This window comes from Lentzea sp. NPDC055074, assembly GCF_053608005.1.
Map to the genome: position 1 here is coordinate 365,815 of NZ_JBSGUQ010000001.1, position 16,174 is coordinate 381,988.

The 16,174-nt window shown below is 72.0% G+C and carries 16 protein-coding genes; 6 read left to right on the plus strand and 10 right to left on the minus strand.

Annotated elements, in window-relative coordinates:
* Nucleotides 1-95: 95 nt before the first annotated feature.
* Both ACWF7A_RS01835 and ACWF7A_RS01840 read right to left on the minus strand, forming a co-directional pair.
* Nucleotides 96-755: an alpha/beta fold hydrolase gene (locus tag ACWF7A_RS01835; protein ID WP_452248487.1), complete on the minus strand. Its 660-nt coding sequence runs from the start codon at nt 753-755 to the stop codon at nt 96-98.
* Nucleotides 756-909: 154 nt separating this feature from the next.
* The gene (locus ACWF7A_RS01840) at nt 910-1,272 is read right to left on the minus strand and encodes a winged helix-turn-helix transcriptional regulator (RefSeq protein WP_452248488.1); all 363 of its coding nucleotides are present in this window, start codon (nt 1,270-1,272) and stop codon (nt 910-912) included.
* Nucleotides 1,273-1,381: 109 nt separating this feature from the next.
* Here ACWF7A_RS01840 and ACWF7A_RS01845 point away from each other — a divergent pair, with 109 nt between their 5' ends.
* The 4 genes from ACWF7A_RS01845 to ACWF7A_RS01860 all read left to right on the plus strand — a co-directional run bounded on the left by ACWF7A_RS01845 (nt 1,382) and on the right by ACWF7A_RS01860 (nt 4,047).
* Nucleotides 1,382-1,747 carry a DoxX family protein gene (locus tag ACWF7A_RS01845; RefSeq protein ID WP_452248489.1) on the plus strand — a complete coding sequence of 122 codons (366 nt, stop codon included), beginning with the start codon at nt 1,382-1,384 and terminating at the stop codon, nt 1,745-1,747.
* A 45-nt stretch (nt 1,748-1,792) separates the two neighbouring features.
* Entirely contained in the window at nt 1,793-2,509 is a 717-nt protein-coding gene (locus ACWF7A_RS01850) for a spermine/spermidine synthase domain-containing protein (RefSeq protein WP_452248490.1), read from the plus strand.
* A 64-nt stretch (nt 2,510-2,573) separates the two neighbouring features.
* Entirely contained in the window at nt 2,574-3,665 is a 1,092-nt protein-coding gene (locus ACWF7A_RS01855; RefSeq protein ID WP_452248491.1) for a VanZ family protein, read from the plus strand.
* Entirely contained in the window at nt 3,640-4,047 is a 408-nt protein-coding gene (locus ACWF7A_RS01860) for an SRPBCC family protein (protein ID WP_452248492.1), read from the plus strand. The genes ACWF7A_RS01855 and ACWF7A_RS01860 overlap by 26 nt, the downstream gene beginning before the upstream one ends.
* Nucleotides 4,048-4,050: 3 nt before the next feature.
* Here the strand turns inward: ACWF7A_RS01860 and ACWF7A_RS01865 are convergent, their stop codons facing one another.
* Entirely contained in the window at nt 4,051-6,120 is a 2,070-nt protein-coding gene (locus ACWF7A_RS01865; protein WP_452248493.1) for an alpha/beta fold hydrolase, read from the minus strand.
* Nucleotides 6,117-7,190 (minus strand): class I SAM-dependent methyltransferase, encoded by a 1,074-nt coding sequence (locus ACWF7A_RS01870; protein WP_452248494.1) that lies wholly within the window; start codon nt 7,188-7,190, stop codon nt 6,117-6,119. The genes ACWF7A_RS01865 and ACWF7A_RS01870 overlap by 4 nt, the downstream gene beginning before the upstream one ends.
* Nucleotides 7,191-7,386: 196 nt before the next feature.
* On the opposite strand from ACWF7A_RS01870, the gene ACWF7A_RS01875 reads away from it, so the two are divergent.
* A complete protein-coding gene (locus ACWF7A_RS01875) occupies nt 7,387-10,035 on the plus strand; it encodes a LuxR C-terminal-related transcriptional regulator (protein WP_452248899.1) in 2,649 nt (882 codons plus the stop codon).
* Here ACWF7A_RS01875 and ACWF7A_RS01880 read toward each other — a convergent pair.
* The 5 genes from ACWF7A_RS01880 to ACWF7A_RS01900 form a co-directional block, all read right to left on the minus strand.
* Nucleotides 10,003-10,629 carry a glyoxalase gene (locus ACWF7A_RS01880; RefSeq protein WP_452248495.1) on the minus strand — a complete coding sequence of 209 codons (627 nt, stop codon included), beginning with the start codon at nt 10,627-10,629 and terminating at the stop codon, nt 10,003-10,005. The genes ACWF7A_RS01875 and ACWF7A_RS01880 overlap by 33 nt on opposite strands.
* Nucleotides 10,630-10,639: 10 nt before the next feature.
* The gene (locus tag ACWF7A_RS01885; protein ID WP_452248496.1) at nt 10,640-11,257 is read right to left on the minus strand and encodes a DedA family protein; all 618 of its coding nucleotides are present in this window, start codon (nt 11,255-11,257) and stop codon (nt 10,640-10,642) included.
* A complete protein-coding gene (locus tag ACWF7A_RS01890; protein ID WP_452248497.1) occupies nt 11,254-12,384 on the minus strand; it encodes an alpha/beta hydrolase family protein in 1,131 nt (376 codons plus the stop codon). Before ACWF7A_RS01890 ends, ACWF7A_RS01885 begins: the two co-directional genes overlap by 4 nt.
* 77 nt (nt 12,385-12,461) lie before the next feature.
* Nucleotides 12,462-13,118 (minus strand): response regulator, encoded by a 657-nt coding sequence (locus tag ACWF7A_RS01895; RefSeq protein WP_452248498.1) that lies wholly within the window; start codon nt 13,116-13,118, stop codon nt 12,462-12,464.
* On the minus strand, nt 13,115-14,569 hold the full coding sequence (locus ACWF7A_RS01900) for a sensor histidine kinase (protein ID WP_452248499.1): 1,455 nt from the start codon (nt 14,567-14,569) through the stop codon (nt 13,115-13,117). The genes ACWF7A_RS01895 and ACWF7A_RS01900 overlap by 4 nt, the downstream gene beginning before the upstream one ends.
* A 125-nt stretch (nt 14,570-14,694) precedes the next feature.
* Here ACWF7A_RS01900 and ACWF7A_RS01905 point away from each other — a divergent pair, with 125 nt between their 5' ends.
* On the plus strand, nt 14,695-15,264 hold the full coding sequence (locus ACWF7A_RS01905) for an NADPH-dependent FMN reductase (protein WP_452248500.1): 570 nt from the start codon (nt 14,695-14,697) through the stop codon (nt 15,262-15,264).
* A gap of 1 nt (nt 15,265) precedes the next feature.
* Here ACWF7A_RS01905 and ACWF7A_RS01910 read toward each other — a convergent pair whose 3' ends face one another.
* Nucleotides 15,266-16,174 (minus strand): arsenic resistance protein, encoded by a 909-nt coding sequence (locus ACWF7A_RS01910; protein ID WP_452248900.1) that lies wholly within the window; start codon nt 16,172-16,174, stop codon nt 15,266-15,268.

The window sequence follows — 16,174 nt, forward strand, 5'->3', positions numbered from 1 at the left end:
AACGCCCGAACACGCCCGGTATGAGGGCGTCGCGGCGGCACCGCCTCCGGGTCTCTCGCCCGCGCCTGTCACCGAACGAACTTGCAGGACAGCGCCTAGACCTTGGTGAGCCGGTCCAGCAGCTCGGCCAGGCTCGCGGGCGCGGACAGGAACGGCGAGTGCGACGTGGGCAGGTGGTGCACGACCGACGCGCGGGTCGCCATCTCCTCCTGCAACGCGGGCGGCATCGTCTTGTCGTTGTCGCACACCACGTACGTGGACGGGATCGTGAGCCACCCGGCGGCCCTGAGCCGGTCCGCGGCGGAGCGCGCGCTCTGCGGCCGCAACCTCGCGGCGGCCCGTTCGGCCACCTCGGCGTCGACGTCGTCGTAGAACTGCGCCAGCGCGTCGAGCGGCGGCGTGACGAACTCCGTCTCCAGCTCCGGCAGCCCGGCCGCCTCACCGATCGACGCGCCGGGCTCCAGCATCCACGCCGCCAGGTAGACCAGACGCGTCACGCGCGCCGACCCCGCCGTCGCCTCCGTCACGGGGAAACCGCCGTAGGAGTGGCCCACCACCGCGACCGGCCCGTCGACCGCCGCGATCGCGTGCCGGATCGCCTCCGCGTCCTCGTGCAGCCCGGCGGGCGAACCGGAACTGGGCAGGTCGACGGCGTGAGCGGTGCGACCGAGACGCCGCAGTTCCTCGATCAACGGCTCCCAGCACCACGAACCGTGCCACGCGCCGTGCACCAGAAGGATGTCGGGTGAGAGCATCGGGTTCTCCTGCCAGCGAGCCGGAAGCCACACCCTACTGATCACCGGCCCACCGGCCGCCGCGGCACCGGCACATCCACATCGGACGGAACCCGGTGAGCCCCCGGTCGGCAACCGCTCACGGTCAGCACGCCGAACCCTGCGTGACGCACCACTAGCGGCGGCGGTTCGCGTTGATCTCGTCGCTGTGCTCCAGCGCCCACTCGGCGAGCGCGATCACCAGTGGCATCAACGTCTTCCCGAGCCCGGTCAGCTCGTACTCGACGCGCGGCGGCACCTCCGCGTAGGCCGTGCGGCTGACCAGTCCGTCCTCGACGAGGTGCTTCAACGTCAGCGTCAGCATCCGCTGCGAGATGCCGGTGACCGTCTTCTCCAGCTCGCCGAACCGCAACGGGCCCTCGCGCAGCGCGCCGACGACGAGCAGGCTCCACTTGTCGCTGATGCGGTCCAGCACCTCGCGGACCGCGCCGCCGTCGTTCATCGGCGGCGGGCAGCCGTCCGAGCGCGTGAACCCCATCACAACCGGACCTCCCGTCCTGGACACATACACCGATGTGCCTTTTGTGGTGCCCTCGACACGGACACATCATGAGGCTACGCACAAGAGGTAAGAATCGGAGTATGCAATGAACATCGCGCTGTGGGTCGTCCAGGGACTGCTGGCCGCCGTGTACCTGGCAAGCGGTTTCATGAAGCTCGTGCGCTCGCACGAGCAGATCGTCGCGTCCAACGGGAACTGGGCGAAGGACGTGTCCGGCACGGCGGTGAAGGCCATCGGCGCCGTCGAGGTGCTCGGCGCGCTCGGCCTCGTCCTGCCGTGGCTGACCGGCATCGCCCCGGTGCTGACGCCGATCGCCGCCGTCGGGCTGGTCGTCGTCCAGGTCTTCGCCGCCCGTGCGCACCTGAAGCTCGGCGAGACGAAGTCGTTGCCGGTCAACGTGGTCCTGCTGCTGCTCGCGGTGTTCGTCGCGATCGGCCGTTTCGCCGGCTGATCCGTCGCGTTCACCCGTCCGTGGCCACGGGTACCGTGCCGTCGCATGAGTGCGCGCTTCCAGGAACTCGACTACCGCCAGACCCCTCTGGGTGAGCTGACCCTGCGGCGCCGGGTCGAACCCGGCACCGGCAGGGAGATCCACGAGATCAAGCTCAACGAGGAGTTCCTGATGTCGAGCCTGTTCACCGTCGCCGAGGTGGAGCTCGCGAACCTCGCGCTGGCGGAGCTGTCCGGCGAGGACCTGCACGTGGTGGTGGGCGGTCTCGGTCTCGGCTACACGGCGCAGACCGTGCTGGAGCACGCGAACGTCGGCTCGCTGCTCGTGGTCGACGCCCTCGGCGAGGTCATCGAGTGGCACCAGCAGGGGCTCATCCCGGCGGGCAGGACCCTGGCCGCCGACGACCGGTGCACGCTCGTCCACGGTGACTTCTTCGCACTCACCCGCTCCGGCCAGGGCTACGACGCGGCGGTCCCGGGCAGGCGGTTCGACGCCCTCGTCGTCGACATCGACCACTCCCCGCGCCACCTGCTGCACCCCACGAACGCCGACTTCTACACCGCGGAGGGCACCCGCCGCCTGGCCGAGCTCCTCGTGCCCGGTGGCGTCTTCGCGCTGTGGTCCAACGACCCGCCCGAGGACGAGTACACCGCCACCCTCGCGACGGTCTTCGCCGACGTGCGGGCCGAGGTGGTCAGCTTCCCCAACCCCTTGCAGGGCATCGACTCGACCAACACCGTGTACCTCGCGCGGTGCCGCTGATCCGTTCGCCGCAACTTCCCCGATCAAGGTTTGGCGGCGCAGGTGAGCGGGCATTGGACCGCTCATGATGGCGTCGTACTGGGAGACCGCCCGAACCGGTTTCCTGGCGTTCGTGGGTGTCGGGCTGTTGGTCCTCCTGCCCCTGGTCCTGTTGCACTACTTCCGTTTCCGGCGGGTCGAGCCGCGCCGCGCGTTCGTCCTCTACGGCCTGCTGGCCTACGGGCTCGTGGCGCTGGCGCTGATCTTCCTGCCGTTCCCCTCGGACGTCGCGAAGCTGTGCACGGGCGACCAGATGCTGTCCACGGTCCCCTTCCAGTGGGTGACCGACATGAGCAACAACATGGCGGCGAACGGGCGTTCCGGCGTCCTCGCGATGGTGAGGTCGCAGGCGTTCCTGCAGCAGCTGTTCAACGTCGCGCTGTTCGTGCCGCTGGGTGTGGTGCTGCGCAAGGCGTACGGCAAGGGGCCGCTCGCCGTGCTCGCCATCGGCCTGGGGCTGTCCCTGGCCATCGAGGTCGTGCAGTACACCGGCAACCTCGGCTTCTACCCGTGCCCGTACCGCATCGCCGACGTGGACGACCTGATCTCGAACACCTTCGGCGGCCTGCTGGGGTGGATGATGGCGCCGGCCGCGTTCGTCGTGCCCAGGGTGCCATCGTCGGACGAGGCGGCCGCGCCGGTGTGGACCGTGACCGTGCCGCGCCGGATCCTCGGGCTGGTCTCCGAGCTCGTGCTGGTGATCGTGATCGCCAAGCTCGTGCTGCACTCGGACCCGCGGTGGGCTGTCCTCGTGCTCGTGGCGTTCCGGGTGGTGCTGCCCGCCGCGGCGAACGGGATGACGATCGGTGGGGTGCTGCTGCACTACCGCGTCCGCGCCGAGGACGGGTCGCGCGCCAACCCGTTCCAGCTCGCCCTGCGCGAAATGCTCGGCCTCACCGGCTTCATGGCCTACGCGACCGTGGTGTCGCCCCTGATCGGCATCGGCTGGTGGGACCTGGCCGTCGTCGCGCTGTACGTCGGCGGGGCGTTCGTCGTGCCGGTGTTCCGGCGCGACCAGCGCGGATGGCACGAACACCTGGCGCGGACGCGGGACGTGTTCACCGAGCAGAAGACCGGGTACCCCGACCGCCATGACGACGTACACGCACTCGGCTGAGGCCGACATCCCGGCGGACACCCTGTTCGGGTTCCTCGCCGAACCGCGCAACCTGCCCCGCTACTTCCCGCAGATGACCGCGGCCGAGCCCGAGGGCGGCGAGCAGGTGCACGTGGAGGCCGAGGTGCACGGCCACCACGTCGAGAGCGAGGCCTGGGTGCGCCCGGACGCCGAGCGGCGGACCCTCGAGTGGGGTGCCGAGGGCCCGGACGACTACCACGGCGAACTGCAGGTCGAGGAGGTCGCGCCGGGCCGGTCGCGCATCACGGTGAGCCTGCACAGCGTCCGCGACGCGCAGGGTGACGAGGTGCAGCGCGGGCTGGAGCAGACCGTCGCCGTGCTCACCCAGACCGCGGCGGCCGACGACCGGGCGACGGACTGACTTTCAGAGCAGCTCGGCGAGCAGGGCGGCCGCGCGGGACGCACCGTCCCGTTCCACCTCCCGGTAGGTGACCGGACGCCCGATCTCCTCGGCCATCGCGACGGCCAGGACGTCGCGGTCCGCGACCTCGTCGTACGTCATGCACCGGCCCGCGCCATAGCGTTCGAGCCGGTGCCGGACGTGGATGTTCTGCTCGAAGTGGTGGCGCAGCGGCACGTAGAGGAACGGGCGCCGGGCGGCGGTGAGCTCCATGCACGTCGTCAGGCCGCCCTGCACCACCGCCAGGTCGCACGCGGCGAGGTACCGGGGCAGGTCGGGCACGAACCCGCGGAGCTCGACGCCGTCCTGCTCCGGCAGTGACGCCGGGTCGATGCGGGGCCCGGTGACGACGAGGAACCTCAGGCCCGGCACCTTCCGCCGCGCGAGGGGAACGGCGTCGAGCACCCGTCGCAGCAGGGGCTCCCCCACCCCCGAACCGCCGACCGTGACGACGCACAGCTTCTCCCCGGTCCTCCGCTCCCGTTCCCCGGGCAGGTCGAATCCCGTGACGTAGCCGGAGAAGTCGAAGTTCTGCTCCGTCCACTCGCGAATCGCGGGCAGGCCCTCGCCGAACGGCAGCGAGACCACGTCGTCCGGGTTGCCGACGAACACCGACCGGTCGCGCACCCGGCGGTGGCGGGCCCGCTGCTCGATCATGTCGAGGTTGAGGTCGGCGGTCAGGCGTTGCTCGCGAGCGCCTCCGTCCGGCATCGGCAGCCAGCCGACGAAGTCCGTCAGCCAGGCGAACGAGAACCGCTTCAGGGAAGGGTTCTCGTGCAGGAAGTGGTCGACCTCCCAGGCCTCGTCGCCGATCACCAGGTCGTAGTCCTCGGCCTCGAGGACGTCGTGGAACACCATGAAGTTGGCGACCAGCACCGCGTCCAGGCGGCGGAACGTCTCGAACACGTGCAGGTCGTGCTCACCCGCGTCGTCCTCCACGTGCGACGACTCGTTCGCGAGCCACGCGGACGCCGGGTGCACCCGTTCTCCCGCCGGGCCGAGGACCTCGGTGACCGGGTGCTGCGCGAGCCAGTCGACCTCCAGGCGCGGGTGGAGCTTCCGCAGCTCGGTGGCGATGGCGAGGTCGCGCCGCGCGTGGCCCAGGCCGATCGGTGAGCTGAGGTACAACGCCCGTGGCGGCCGTGTCCTGGACCGCCTGGTGCGCCGGGGCGCGGGGTGGACGCGGTCGACGAACTCCTTGATCAGCAGGTTGATCCGGACGGGGTCGCGGGCGTGCACGCCGTGGCCGGCGCCGTCGATCAGCACCAGTGACCCGCCGGTGAGCTCGGCGAGGCGTTCCCCGATGGCGTGAGGACGAACGAGGTCGCTGGTCCCGTGGATCACCAGCACCGGGCACCGCACCGCGCGGCAGTCGTCCTCGATCGACGCGGAGGCGAGCCGTCCGGCCGTCGTGTCCACCAGCGTGGCGGGCTCGATCTCGTGCGCCCACCGCACCGCGTCCTCGATCTGCTTGGTGGAGTGGGGTTCGGCGAACATCCTCGCGAAGAACCACTCGGTGAAGTCGTCGTAGCCGCCGCCCAGCCAGTGGTCCCGGTTGTACTTGCCCTCGGCCGACTCCCAGGACTGCTTCTCCTGCTCCTGCACGCCGATGAGCGACCCGCTGGCCGGGCCGATCGCGACGATGCCGGAGACCCGTCCGGGATGACGGGCGGCCGCGAGCACCGACCAGGCGTCGCCGCGGGACAACGCCACCAGCACGGCCTGCTCGGTGCCGGTCGCGTCCATGACGGCGATGGCGTCCGCCGCGCACTCGGCGTCCAAATAGGACTCGGCGCCGACTGGCCGGCTCGACTCACCACTGCCCCGGCCGTCGAACGTGACCACCCGGAAGTGCCGTGCCAGATAGGGGACCTGCGCCTTCCAGAACCACGACGGCACGATCGACCACGTCGGCATCAGCAGCACCGTCGGCTTCCCGGGGTTCTCGTAGACCCGGAACGCGAGCCGCACCCCGGCGCGCTCGGCGACACCCGTGCCGTCGGCCTCGCGCACCGGGCGCGGCTCGGCGTTCACGGGCGGACTTCGAGGACCTGGTTGAACGGCGTCCGGGCCACGCCGGCGAACCGGGTGAACCCACCGGCCACGGCCACGTCGCGGATCCGCGCGGGCCCGGCCTGCGTGCCGAGCGCCAGGCCGACGTCCTGCGAGAGCGAGGCCGGCGTGCACAGCAGCGTGGAGAAGCCGTAGTAGGTGCGGCCGACGGGGTTGAGGTTGTCCTCGACGTGGTCACCGGCCATGGGTTCGACGATCATCCACGTGCCGTCGGCCGCGATCGCGTCCTTGACGTGCTTCGCCGCGCCGACCGGGTCGCCCATGTCGTGCAGGCAGTCGAACATCGTCACGAGGTCGTAGCCCGTGCCGCCGAAGTCCTTGGCGGACGCCACTTCGAACGTCACGCGGCCGGCCACCCCCGCGGCCTCCGCGCGTTCGCGGGCGATCCGGATCGACTCGGGGTGGTAGTCCGAGCCGGTGAAGGACGAGTTCGGGAACGCCTGTGCCATCAGGATCGTTGATGCCCCGTGGCCGCAGCCGACGTCGGCGACCCGTGCCCCGGCCCGCAGTTTCGCGGTCACGCCGTCGAGCGCGGGCAGCCAGCCCTCGATCAGGTTGGCCGCGTAGCTCGGCCGGAAGAACCGCTCGCAGCCGATGTGCACGTCGGTGCTGTGCTCGTGCCAGCCGACACCGGACCCGCTGCGCGCCGCGTCCAGCACCCGTCCGGCGTCGTTCACGGTGCCCAGCGCGATCTGGAACATGCCGGGCAGGAACGCGGGGCTGTCCTCGACCGTGAGCGCCACGGCGTGCTCGATCGGCAGCGTGTAACGGCTGGTCGCGGGGTCGTAGGTCACGTAACCGCCCGCGGCCTGGGCGTTGAGCCACTCCCGCACGTACGGCTCGGCGGTGCCGCTGCGGTCGGCGAGCTCGGCGGCGCTGACGGGGTCGCCGGACGCCATGAGGCGGTAGTAGCCGAGCTTGTCGCCCATGACGACGAGCGCGGCGTTGAGCGTCGCGCCGACCTCGTCGACGGCCCGGAACACGAACTGCATGAGCTTGTCGGTGTCGACCTCGGGTCTCGTAGTGGTCATCTGCTCTTCCCTCCTGTGAGGGTCGGAACCTATGAGCGCCAACGGGACAGCCGCATCAGGTGCCCCACCTAGGCTCTGTCCTGCAAGTCTTGTCCGCGACAGTCACGGCCGAGGGCCTCGGCCGTGACTCTCATCGAACAGACTCGCAGGACAGGGCCTGGCGACGAGCGTTCTGCCTACACTGCCCGGTGTGCTGATGGGACGCGAGTCCGAGCGTCGACAGGTCGAGCGGCTCGTGGCGAGCGCCCGGCTGGGGCACGGCGGCGCCCTGGCCATCACCGGCGAACCCGGCGTCGGCAAGACCGCGCTGCTGCGGTTCGCGGCCGGCTGCGCCACCGGGATGCGGGTGCTGAGGGCGGCGGGCAGCGAACCCGAGCGCGAGATCCCGTTCGGTGCCCTGCACCAGGTGCTGCGGCCCGCGCTGGACCGGCTGGACGAGATCCCAGGCCCGCAGGCGCACGCGTTGTCGGTCGCGCTGGCCCTGACGCCCGGTGAGGTGGTCGACAGGTTCGCGGTCGGCGCCGCCACGCTCAGCCTGCTGTGCCGTTTCGCGGAGGAACGCCCGGTGGCCGTGCTGCTGGACGACCTGCACCTGGTCGACCGGCCCTCGGGGGACGCGCTCGCGTTCGCGGCCCGCCGGCTCGCGGCCGACCCGATCGTGCTGCTGGCCACCACCCGCTCCCCCGAGCCGCCGCTGCCCACGCTGCCGTTGACCGGCATCGACCTGGCCGCCGCCGGTGAGCTGGTGTCGAGCCGGTCCGGCGGCGCGGTGCCGCCCGACCTGGTCGCGCGCCTGCACCGCGCGACCGCCGGCAACCCGCTCGCGTTGATCGAACTGGCCTCCGGGGCACACCGGCACCTGTCGCCCGAGGCACCGCTGCCGGTGTCCGCCGCACTGGCCCACGAGTTCACCGCGCAGGCGCGCTCGCTCGGCACCGCGGGCCAGGCGGCGCTGGCGGTCGCGGCGGTGGCGGGCACCGACCTGCGCGTGGTCGCGGCCGCCTGCCGGGTGCTGGACGTGCCGGTCGACGCGCTGACCGAGGCCGAGAACGCCGGTCTCGTCCGGATCGCCGACGGTCACGTCGAGTTCCGGCACCCGCTGATCCGCGCGGCCGTCCACGGCGCCGCACCCGACCGCCGGGCGATCCACCGCGCGGTGGCCGAGGCGTTCGGCCCCGACGACGACCGGCACGCCTGGCACCGGGCCGAGGCCGCACTCGGACCGGACGCCGAGGTCGCCGGCCTGCTGGTCCGTGCGGCGCGGCGGGCACACGAACGCAGCGCGCACGACGTCGCCGCGGCCGCCTACGAACGTGCCGCGCGGCTCAGCCCGGACGTCCGGCAGCACGCGTCGCTGTGCGTCTCCGCCGCGGAGTCGGCGTGGCTGGCGGGCGAGACGAGACGGTCCGTCGCGCTGCTCGACGAGGTGAGGGACGTCGCCGAGACGCGCGCCGTCGAGCTGAGGGCGGCGATCGCGGCCCGCACCGGTTCGCTGACCGAGGCCAGGGACCTCTGCCGGCTCGCGGCGCGCGAGTCCGCCGACGCCGACTCGGCCGTGGTGCTGCTGGCCGACGCCGTCAACGCCTGCTTCTACCTCGGCGACACCGTGACGGGTGTGGAACTGGCGCACGAGATCGAGGCGTCACTGGAGCGGGTGAGCACTCCCAGGGCGCGCGGTCTCGGGCAGATGGCGGCGGGCGTCGCGCGCATCCTCGCCAACCGTGGCGGCGCCGACCAGATCCGGGCCGCCGTCGGCCTGCTCGCGTCCTCCGGGCTGCCGCGCGACGACCGGCGCAGGCTGTCGTGGCTGATGATCGGCCCGATGTTCCTGCGCGACTCCGACTCCGGCGCGGACCTGCGCGGCGTCGTCGCCGACGCCCGCGCGGAGGCCGCCGTCGGCACGCTGCCCGCACTGCTCTTCCACGTCGCCCGCGACGAGGCCACGACGAACCAGTGGGTGCGGGCCGAGGCGACCTACGAGGAGGCCACCCGGCTGGCCCGCGAGACGGGCCAGGAGACCGACCTCGCGATGTGCCTGGCCGGTCTCGCGTGGCTGCGGGCCCGCCTGGGCGACGAGGAACGGTGCCGCGCGCTCGTCGCGGAGGCGTTGCCGATCTGCCAGGTCCGGGACATCCACATCGGACGGGTCTGGTCGCTGTTCGCACTGGGAGAGCTGGAACTGGGGCTCGGCGACCCGCGGAAGGCGCTGGCGCATCTGGAAGAGCTCTCCGCTCTGCTCGACGACCTCCACCTCACCGACCCGGACCTGTCCCCCGCCCCGGAGCTCACCGACGCGATGGTCCGCCTGGGCCGGCGCGACGACGCCCTGCCCGTGGCGCGGCGGTACCGGGCCGAGGCCGCGGCGAAGGGCCAGCCGTGGGCGCTGGGACGCGCCGAGCGGACGCTGGGCATGCTCGCCGAGGGTTTCGACGCGCACTTCGAGGCGTCTTTGGGTTACCACGAAAGGACTTTGGACGACTTCGAGACCGCGCGCACCCGGCTCGCCTACGGTGCCCGCCTGCGCCGTGCCCGGCGGCGGGTGGACGCGCGCCCGCACCTGCACGCCGCGCTGGAGACGTTCGAGAACCTCAGGGCGGTGCGCTGGGCCGACCTGGCCGAGATCGAGCTGGGCGCGACCGGCGAGACCATCCAGCGCAGAGCACCGGGCGAAACCCTGACACCGCAGGAGTTGCAGGTCTCGTTGCTGCTCGCGGAGGGCAAGACGACCCGCGAGGTGGCCGCCGCCCTCTTCCTGAGTCCCAAGACCATCGAGTACCACCTGCGCAAGGTCTACACGAAGCTCGGCATCCGCTCACGCGCCGAGCTGGCCGGCCGGCTGCCCTGACGCCCACGCGAACCCGTCCGGGTCGGTGAACTCGCCGGCGCCGTTCAGGACGATCCGGTGCGAGCCGGAGCCCTCGGGCGCCACACCCGCGTCCTTGGCCAGTGCACGACGCCGGTAGAGCCCCAGCTTGACGGGTCCGGCCGCGGCGAACTGCACGTACATGCGGCCGAAGCTCTTCTCGACGGTGAAGCCCTGGTCGACGTAGCACTGCCTGCTCGCGGCGATGTCCGTCGCGCCGAGCAGCAGCACCACGTCCTCGATGCGCCCGGTGGCCGGGCCGGTGTTCTTCTTCGCCGAGGTGGCGACCTTCCAGATGGTGCCGTCCGGCGCCTGCACGACCCCGCCGTAGCCCCACAGGGACTTCCCGGCGGGCTTGAGCACGGTCGCGCCGTGCTCGAGCGCGCCGCCGACCAGCAGGTCGACGTCGGCGGGCTGCGCCACGGTGAGGGACAGGGTGAACCCGCGGAAGCCGGTGGCCGGCTCCTGCGAGGCCCGCAGCCGCAGTCGGTCGCCGAGCCCGAAAGCGTTGGCGTAGAAGCGTTCCGCGGCGGCGAGGTCGGAGACTTCGAGGGTGATCGCGTCGAATGAGGTCATGCCGGAAACGCTAGGCGTCACCCCGGGACCGGTGCTTCTCGATTCCTGACCGAACCGCGATCACCCCGACGACGACCACCGCGACGGCCACGAGCATGGTCCCGGTGCCGATGAGCTTTTCGATCCGGCGGGCCGTCTCCCCCGCCGCGGCGCCGAGGCCGATGTGCAGCGCGCACCACGCGGTCGCGCCGACGGCCACGGCGGGCAGGAACCTCCGGTACGGCAGTCCGGCGGCTCCCGCGGCGGCGGGCAGCAGCGTGCGCAGCACCGGGAGGAAGATCGCGATCAAGACCGCGACCGCGCCCCTGCGCCGCAGGAAGTCGGTCGCGCGGTCCCAGTGCCGCGCGCCGTGCCGCCGCACGATCCGCGACTCGCGCAGCCGTGCCCCGTACCGCCGTCCGATCAGGAACCCGACCGAGTCGCCGCCGACCGCGCACACCGTTGTCACGAGCCACATCAGCACGAACGCGGGCGGGCTGGTCGCGGTGGTGCCGAGCACGAACAGCCCGGTCTCGCCGGGCGCGACGAACCCCAGGCCGAGCGTGCACTCGCCGAACACGAGCAGTCCGGCGGCGACGATCACCCAGGCCGGCGGCAGGGTCGCGAGCCAGTCGAGGAACGCGGTCACGGGACGAGCCTCGCGTCCGGGTGCGGCGAGGTCCCGTCGAACAGCGTGGTGTGCTGCCCTTTCAGGTGCAGGCCGAAGAACGCGGCGAGATAGTCGCGTTGTACCGCAAGGCTTCGGCGCGCGTCGACGGTGCCGATGGCCGCCGCGAGCCTGTCGGCGGGCAACGAGTGCTCGCGGTCGATCTGCGGCAGGAGCACCTGGGCGTCGGTGAAGCTCGCGTGTTCCGCCTCGGGCAGGTGCACGTCCCGTTTCCAGCCGGTGGAGTTCGCCCAGAACGACGCCCAGTCCGGTGCGTGCAGGTGGTTGTGGGGATGCCGGTCGGACCCGCTCGTCCCGCCGCCCATCAGCAGGAACGGCCGGTCGGCGCCGCGTGCGCTCGCCTGGCCCGAGTTCGGGTCCATGCCGCCGTCGAGGTTGGCGCCGGCGTCGATGCGCGGGTCGGTGAGCATGGCCTCGGCGGCGGTGAACCCGCCCATGGAGTGGCCGGCCATGCCGACCCTCGACAGGTCCATCACGCCGGACAACGCCGTGGAGCCGAGCCGGTCCAGCACGAAACTCGTGTCGCGCACCCGTTCCCGCATCATCAGCGCCTTGTCCACTCCGCTGAACGGGAGCTCGACGCGGTCCGGGAACTCCACGGGGCCCGCGAAGGTGTGGTCGATCGTGACGACGACGTGGCCGCGGCTGGCGAGGTCCTCGACGAGCGTGGTGCCGAACGACCGCGACTGCCCGCCTCCCGGCGAGTAGAGGATCACGGGGCGGCGGCCGGGAAGGGGCGCGGACGGTCTCGCGTGGGTGCGGGTGCCCGCGAAGTCGGCGACACCGGGGGCGAGCCCGACGGAGCCCGCGGAGGTCTGGTCGTAGTACGCCGCGATCCCCGCGCTGAGGTGCCGGACCGGGGCCCGCGGCGACGGCAGCGCCGGGTACCACAGGGAGATCATCAGCTCGCGTGCTCTGCCCGGCGCCCACGGGTCGGTGCGGGACTCGTCCACGAGATGCAGTTCGGTGGTGCCGACGGGGAACGGCCCGGTCGGCCTCGGCAGGGTGAGCGGCACGGGCGCGGCCAGGGCGGGAGCGGCCAGGGCGACCGTCAGCATCCCCGCCGCGACAACGGATCTGGTTTTCACACGGCCCAGCCTGTCGATCACCCCCGCCGGGCGGCATCTGTCGAACGCCGCCGGTGGCACTGGTCGAAAGACATAGGTCAGCCCTGATCCACCAGTCCCGCCTCGAACGCGATGATCGCCGCGCGCACCCGGTTCGGCACCTCCAGGCGGCGCAGGATCGAGCTGACGAACACCTTCACCGTGCCTTCGACGACGTGCAGCCGGCGGCCGATCTCGGCGTTGGGCAGCCCGGCGCCGACGAGGGCGAGCACCTCCCGTTCGCGCTCGGTGAGACCGGCGACCAGGTCCCGTGCGCGGGCCGCGCCGGACACCCGTTCCCCGCCCAGCCGCCGGATCGCCCAGTGCGCGATCTTCGGCGACAGGTACGCGGCGCCTTCCGCGACGGCCCTGATGCCCGCGAAGAGTTCCCGCGGATCCCCCGACTTGAGCAGGAAACCGCCGGCGCCGCCGTCGAACGCGCGCGCGATGTGCTCGTCCTCCGAGAACGTCGTCAGCATGATCACGCCGGTGTCCGGGACGGTGCGGCGGATCTCGGCCGCCGCGGCCAGCCCGTCCATGCGCGGCATCATGATGTCGAGCAGCACGACGTCCGGCCGGTGCGCCTGCGCGAGCGCCACCGCCGCGCGTCCGTCCTCGGCCTCGCCCACCACCTCGAACTCCGGATCGGCGCCCAGCACGGCCCGGACCCCGGCCCTCGTCAGCGGTTCGTCGTCGGCCAGCAGCACCCGGATCATCGCGCCTCCCCGGCCGAGATCGCGCTGCGCGGCAGGGTCTCCTTGAGCACCAGCCGGTCGTCGACGAAGCACAGCCGGTGGAACAGCCGGTCGTCGGTCTGCTCGCGCGACCAGTGGTAGCGGCAGTCGGCGCCCCGCGGCGGATCGGACAGCATGCGTTCGGGGTCCCCCAGGATCTGGAACGGTGGCAGCAGGGCCTCGACGTCGGCGCGCGGTGCGTCGAGCTCGATCTTCTCGAACACGTCGGGGTCGAGGCTGTTGCCGGCGCCGACGATCACGTAGAGGGCCATCGCGAGCACGGCGACCGACGTGCCGATCAGCAACGGTGTCCTGGCCACGCCGAGCAGGCTGCGGCGGGCGGACCTGCCGGTGGGCTTCGGTCGCGCGTCGTGCGGTAGCTCGGCCACGAGCGCGAACCCGCCGTCCCGCGGCCCGGCGGTGAGCGTGCCGCCCAGCAGCCGGGCGTGTTCGGCCAGTCCGGCGAGCCCGGTGCCGTTGCCCGGGCCGGACCTCCGGTCCGATCGTCCATTCGCGACGGTCACGGTCGTGCTCGCGTACGAGCGTTCCACCTTCACGCTGACCGGGGCTCCGGACGCGTGCTTGGCGGCGTTGGTGAGTCCTTCTTGGACGATCCGGTGCACGGCGCGTTCGACGGCCTCGGGTGAAGGCCCGGCCGGGGTCCACTCGACGTCCATGCCCGCGGCCCTCGCGCGTTCGACCAGCGCGGCGACGTCGGTCCGTTCGTCTCGCGGTCCCAGGACGCCGATGATCTCCTGGAGCCGTTCGGTCGCCGCCGCCACGCCCGCCCTCAGCTCCCCCGCGGCGGCCCGGTGCCGTTCGGGAAGGTCCGGCGACACCTCGAGAGCGGCCGCGCGCAACGCGATGAGCCCCCACTCGTGGCCGAGGGAGTCGTGCATGTCTCGCGCGATCCGCGCCCGTTCGCGAGTGCGCGCCTGCTCCTGCGCCGCCACCGCGAGCTCGGCACGCAGCCGGAGGTAGCGGCCCGCGAGCCACGGCCCGAGGACCACCACCAGCACGATCAGCACCAGCACGAACCAGTCGTAGACGCCGAACAGCACACCGAAGCCGCCGCGCACCGATCCGTCCGCGAGCACGCTGACCGGCAGTCCGGCGAGCAGCACGGCGGTCACCGGCACGGGCACCGGGTCCTGGACCCACCGTCCGGCGCGGAACCCGAACACCGCGGCCGCGAGGAACGGCCAGGGCCACGGCGGGGTCGTCACGGCCGAGGCCGACACCAGTGCCGGGAGCGCAGCGGCCGCGACGAGCGCGCAGACCGTCCACACCGGAAACCTGCGGAAGAGCACCACCGCGGCGGTCAGCAGGACCAGACCGGCGACCAGGCCGACCGGACCGCCGGCCACCAGGGGCACCGCCAGGACCACCCACAGCACGGCGTCCGGCCACCGCAGCCCCCAGCCGCACCTCATCGGTTCATCGTAGAAGACGGCCTTTGTGACCCACCGCACCGAGACGAGCCCCGCGCAAGCGGGGTAGAGTCCATTTTCGAAAGCGGGGTAAGGTCCGCTTCAGTCTCGGCAAAGGACCTCAGGACATGACGCACATCGGGATCATCATCGGCAGCACCCGTCCCGGCCGGAACGGCGAGCAGGTGGCGCGCTGGGTCGCCGAGCACGCGACCCAGCGCGCGGACGCGACGTTCGAACTGGTCGACCTCAAGGACTTCCCGCTGCCCCACCTCGACGAGCCGATGCCGCCGGCGATGGGCCAGTACCAGCACGACCACACCAAGGCGTGGGCGGCGAAGATCGCCGAGTTCGACGGCTTCGTCATGGTCACGCCCGAGTACAACCACTCCACGTCCGGTGTGCTCAAGAACGCGATCGACTACCTGTTCGCCGAGTGGAACAACAAGGCCGTGGGCTTCGTGTCGTACGGCGGTGTGGGTGGCGCACGGGCCGTGGAACACCTCCGTCTCGTCGCGGGTGAGCTGAAGATGGCCGACGTACGCACCAGCGTGTCCCTGTCGATGTTCACCGAGTTCAAGAACTTCAGCGAGTTCCACCCGTCGGACTTCCAGGTGTCCACGCTGTCGACGATGTTCGACGAGCTCATCGCGTGGAGCAGCGCGCTCGCGCCGTTGCGCGACCGTCAGCTGGTGTGACTCACGGCAGCAGCCGCGGCACCACTCGCACGTAGATCACCATGCCGACGACCTCGACGAGCGTCTGCGTCACCACGACGACGGCCGCGACGTCGCCGGGCAGGGCCAGTGCCAGCGGCAGCACCACCAGCGAGTTGCGCGTGGCCCCGGTGAACACGATCGCCCGGCTCGACCCCACGTCCAGGCGCCACGCCTTGGCGACGGCGAGCCCGGCGAAGGCCATGACCACGAGGAACACCACGTAGAACGGCACCACGCGCACGACCTGCGCCAGGTCGCCGCCGAGCTTCGGCACCTGCGACGCGACCACGGTGAACAGGGTCGCGGCCATCAACGGCACCATCGTCGTGCTGACCGCGCCGATGACCCGCGGCGCCCAGGCCTGCGTGAGCCACGCCAGCGTCAGCGGGACCGCGATCAGCACGACGAACGCCTCGACGAACGGCCCGGGGTCGACGACGGCCAGGCCGGAGCCGAGGAAGACCCACAGGTAGACGGGCAGCAGCACCATCTGCGCGAGCAGCAGCAACGGAGTGGCGGCGAGCAGGCGGCGGCTGTCACCTCCGGCGAGTCCGCTGAAGACGATCACGTAGTCCACGCACGGCGTGAGCAACACCAGCAGCACGCCCAACCGGATGGCGCGATCATCCGGCAGGAACGTGAACAGCGCCGCCACGACCACCGGCACCACGACGAAGTTCAGGACGAGCGCGGCCCCCAGGAACCGGCCTGCTCCCAGTGAGCGCCCGAGCTCGGCCACCGGCACCTGCAGGAACGTGACGTACAGCAGGGCGGCCAGCACGGGGTTGATGGCGTGTTCGAGGGCAGGCCCCGCGCCCGGCGCGGCCCAGCCGGCGACCCCGCCCGCGACCAGTGCGCCGAGGTAGACGGCGACCTGGTGCCGTTCCAT

Excerpts from the sequence above, each read along its gene's own strand:
- ACWF7A_RS01835 (WP_452248487.1), bottom strand. The coding sequence starts at position 755 with ATGCTCTCACCCGACATCCTTCTGGTGCACGGCGCGTGGCACGGTTCG.
- ACWF7A_RS01840 (WP_452248488.1), bottom strand. The coding sequence starts at position 1,272 with ATGGGGTTCACGCGCTCGGACGGCTGCCCGCCGCCGATGAACGACGGC.
- ACWF7A_RS01845 (WP_452248489.1), top strand. The coding sequence starts at position 1,382 with ATGAACATCGCGCTGTGGGTCGTCCAGGGACTGCTGGCCGCCGTGTAC.
- ACWF7A_RS01850 (WP_452248490.1), top strand. The coding sequence starts at position 1,793 with ATGAGTGCGCGCTTCCAGGAACTCGACTACCGCCAGACCCCTCTGGGT.
- ACWF7A_RS01855 (WP_452248491.1), top strand. The coding sequence starts at position 2,574 with ATGATGGCGTCGTACTGGGAGACCGCCCGAACCGGTTTCCTGGCGTTC.
- ACWF7A_RS01860 (WP_452248492.1), top strand. The coding sequence starts at position 3,640 with ATGACGACGTACACGCACTCGGCTGAGGCCGACATCCCGGCGGACACC.
- ACWF7A_RS01870 (WP_452248494.1), bottom strand. The coding sequence starts at position 7,190 with ATGACCACTACGAGACCCGAGGTCGACACCGACAAGCTCATGCAGTTC.
- ACWF7A_RS01875 (WP_452248899.1), top strand. The coding sequence starts at position 7,387 with ATGGGACGCGAGTCCGAGCGTCGACAGGTCGAGCGGCTCGTGGCGAGC.
- ACWF7A_RS01880 (WP_452248495.1), bottom strand. The coding sequence starts at position 10,629 with ATGACCTCATTCGACGCGATCACCCTCGAAGTCTCCGACCTCGCCGCC.
- ACWF7A_RS01895 (WP_452248498.1), bottom strand. The coding sequence starts at position 13,118 with ATGATCCGGGTGCTGCTGGCCGACGACGAACCGCTGACGAGGGCCGGG.
- ACWF7A_RS01900 (WP_452248499.1), bottom strand. The coding sequence starts at position 14,569 with ATGAGGTGCGGCTGGGGGCTGCGGTGGCCGGACGCCGTGCTGTGGGTG.
- ACWF7A_RS01905 (WP_452248500.1), top strand. The coding sequence starts at position 14,695 with ATGACGCACATCGGGATCATCATCGGCAGCACCCGTCCCGGCCGGAAC.
- ACWF7A_RS01910 (WP_452248900.1), bottom strand. The coding sequence starts at position 16,174 with ATGGAACGGCACCAGGTCGCCGTCTACCTCGGCGCACTGGTCGCGGGC.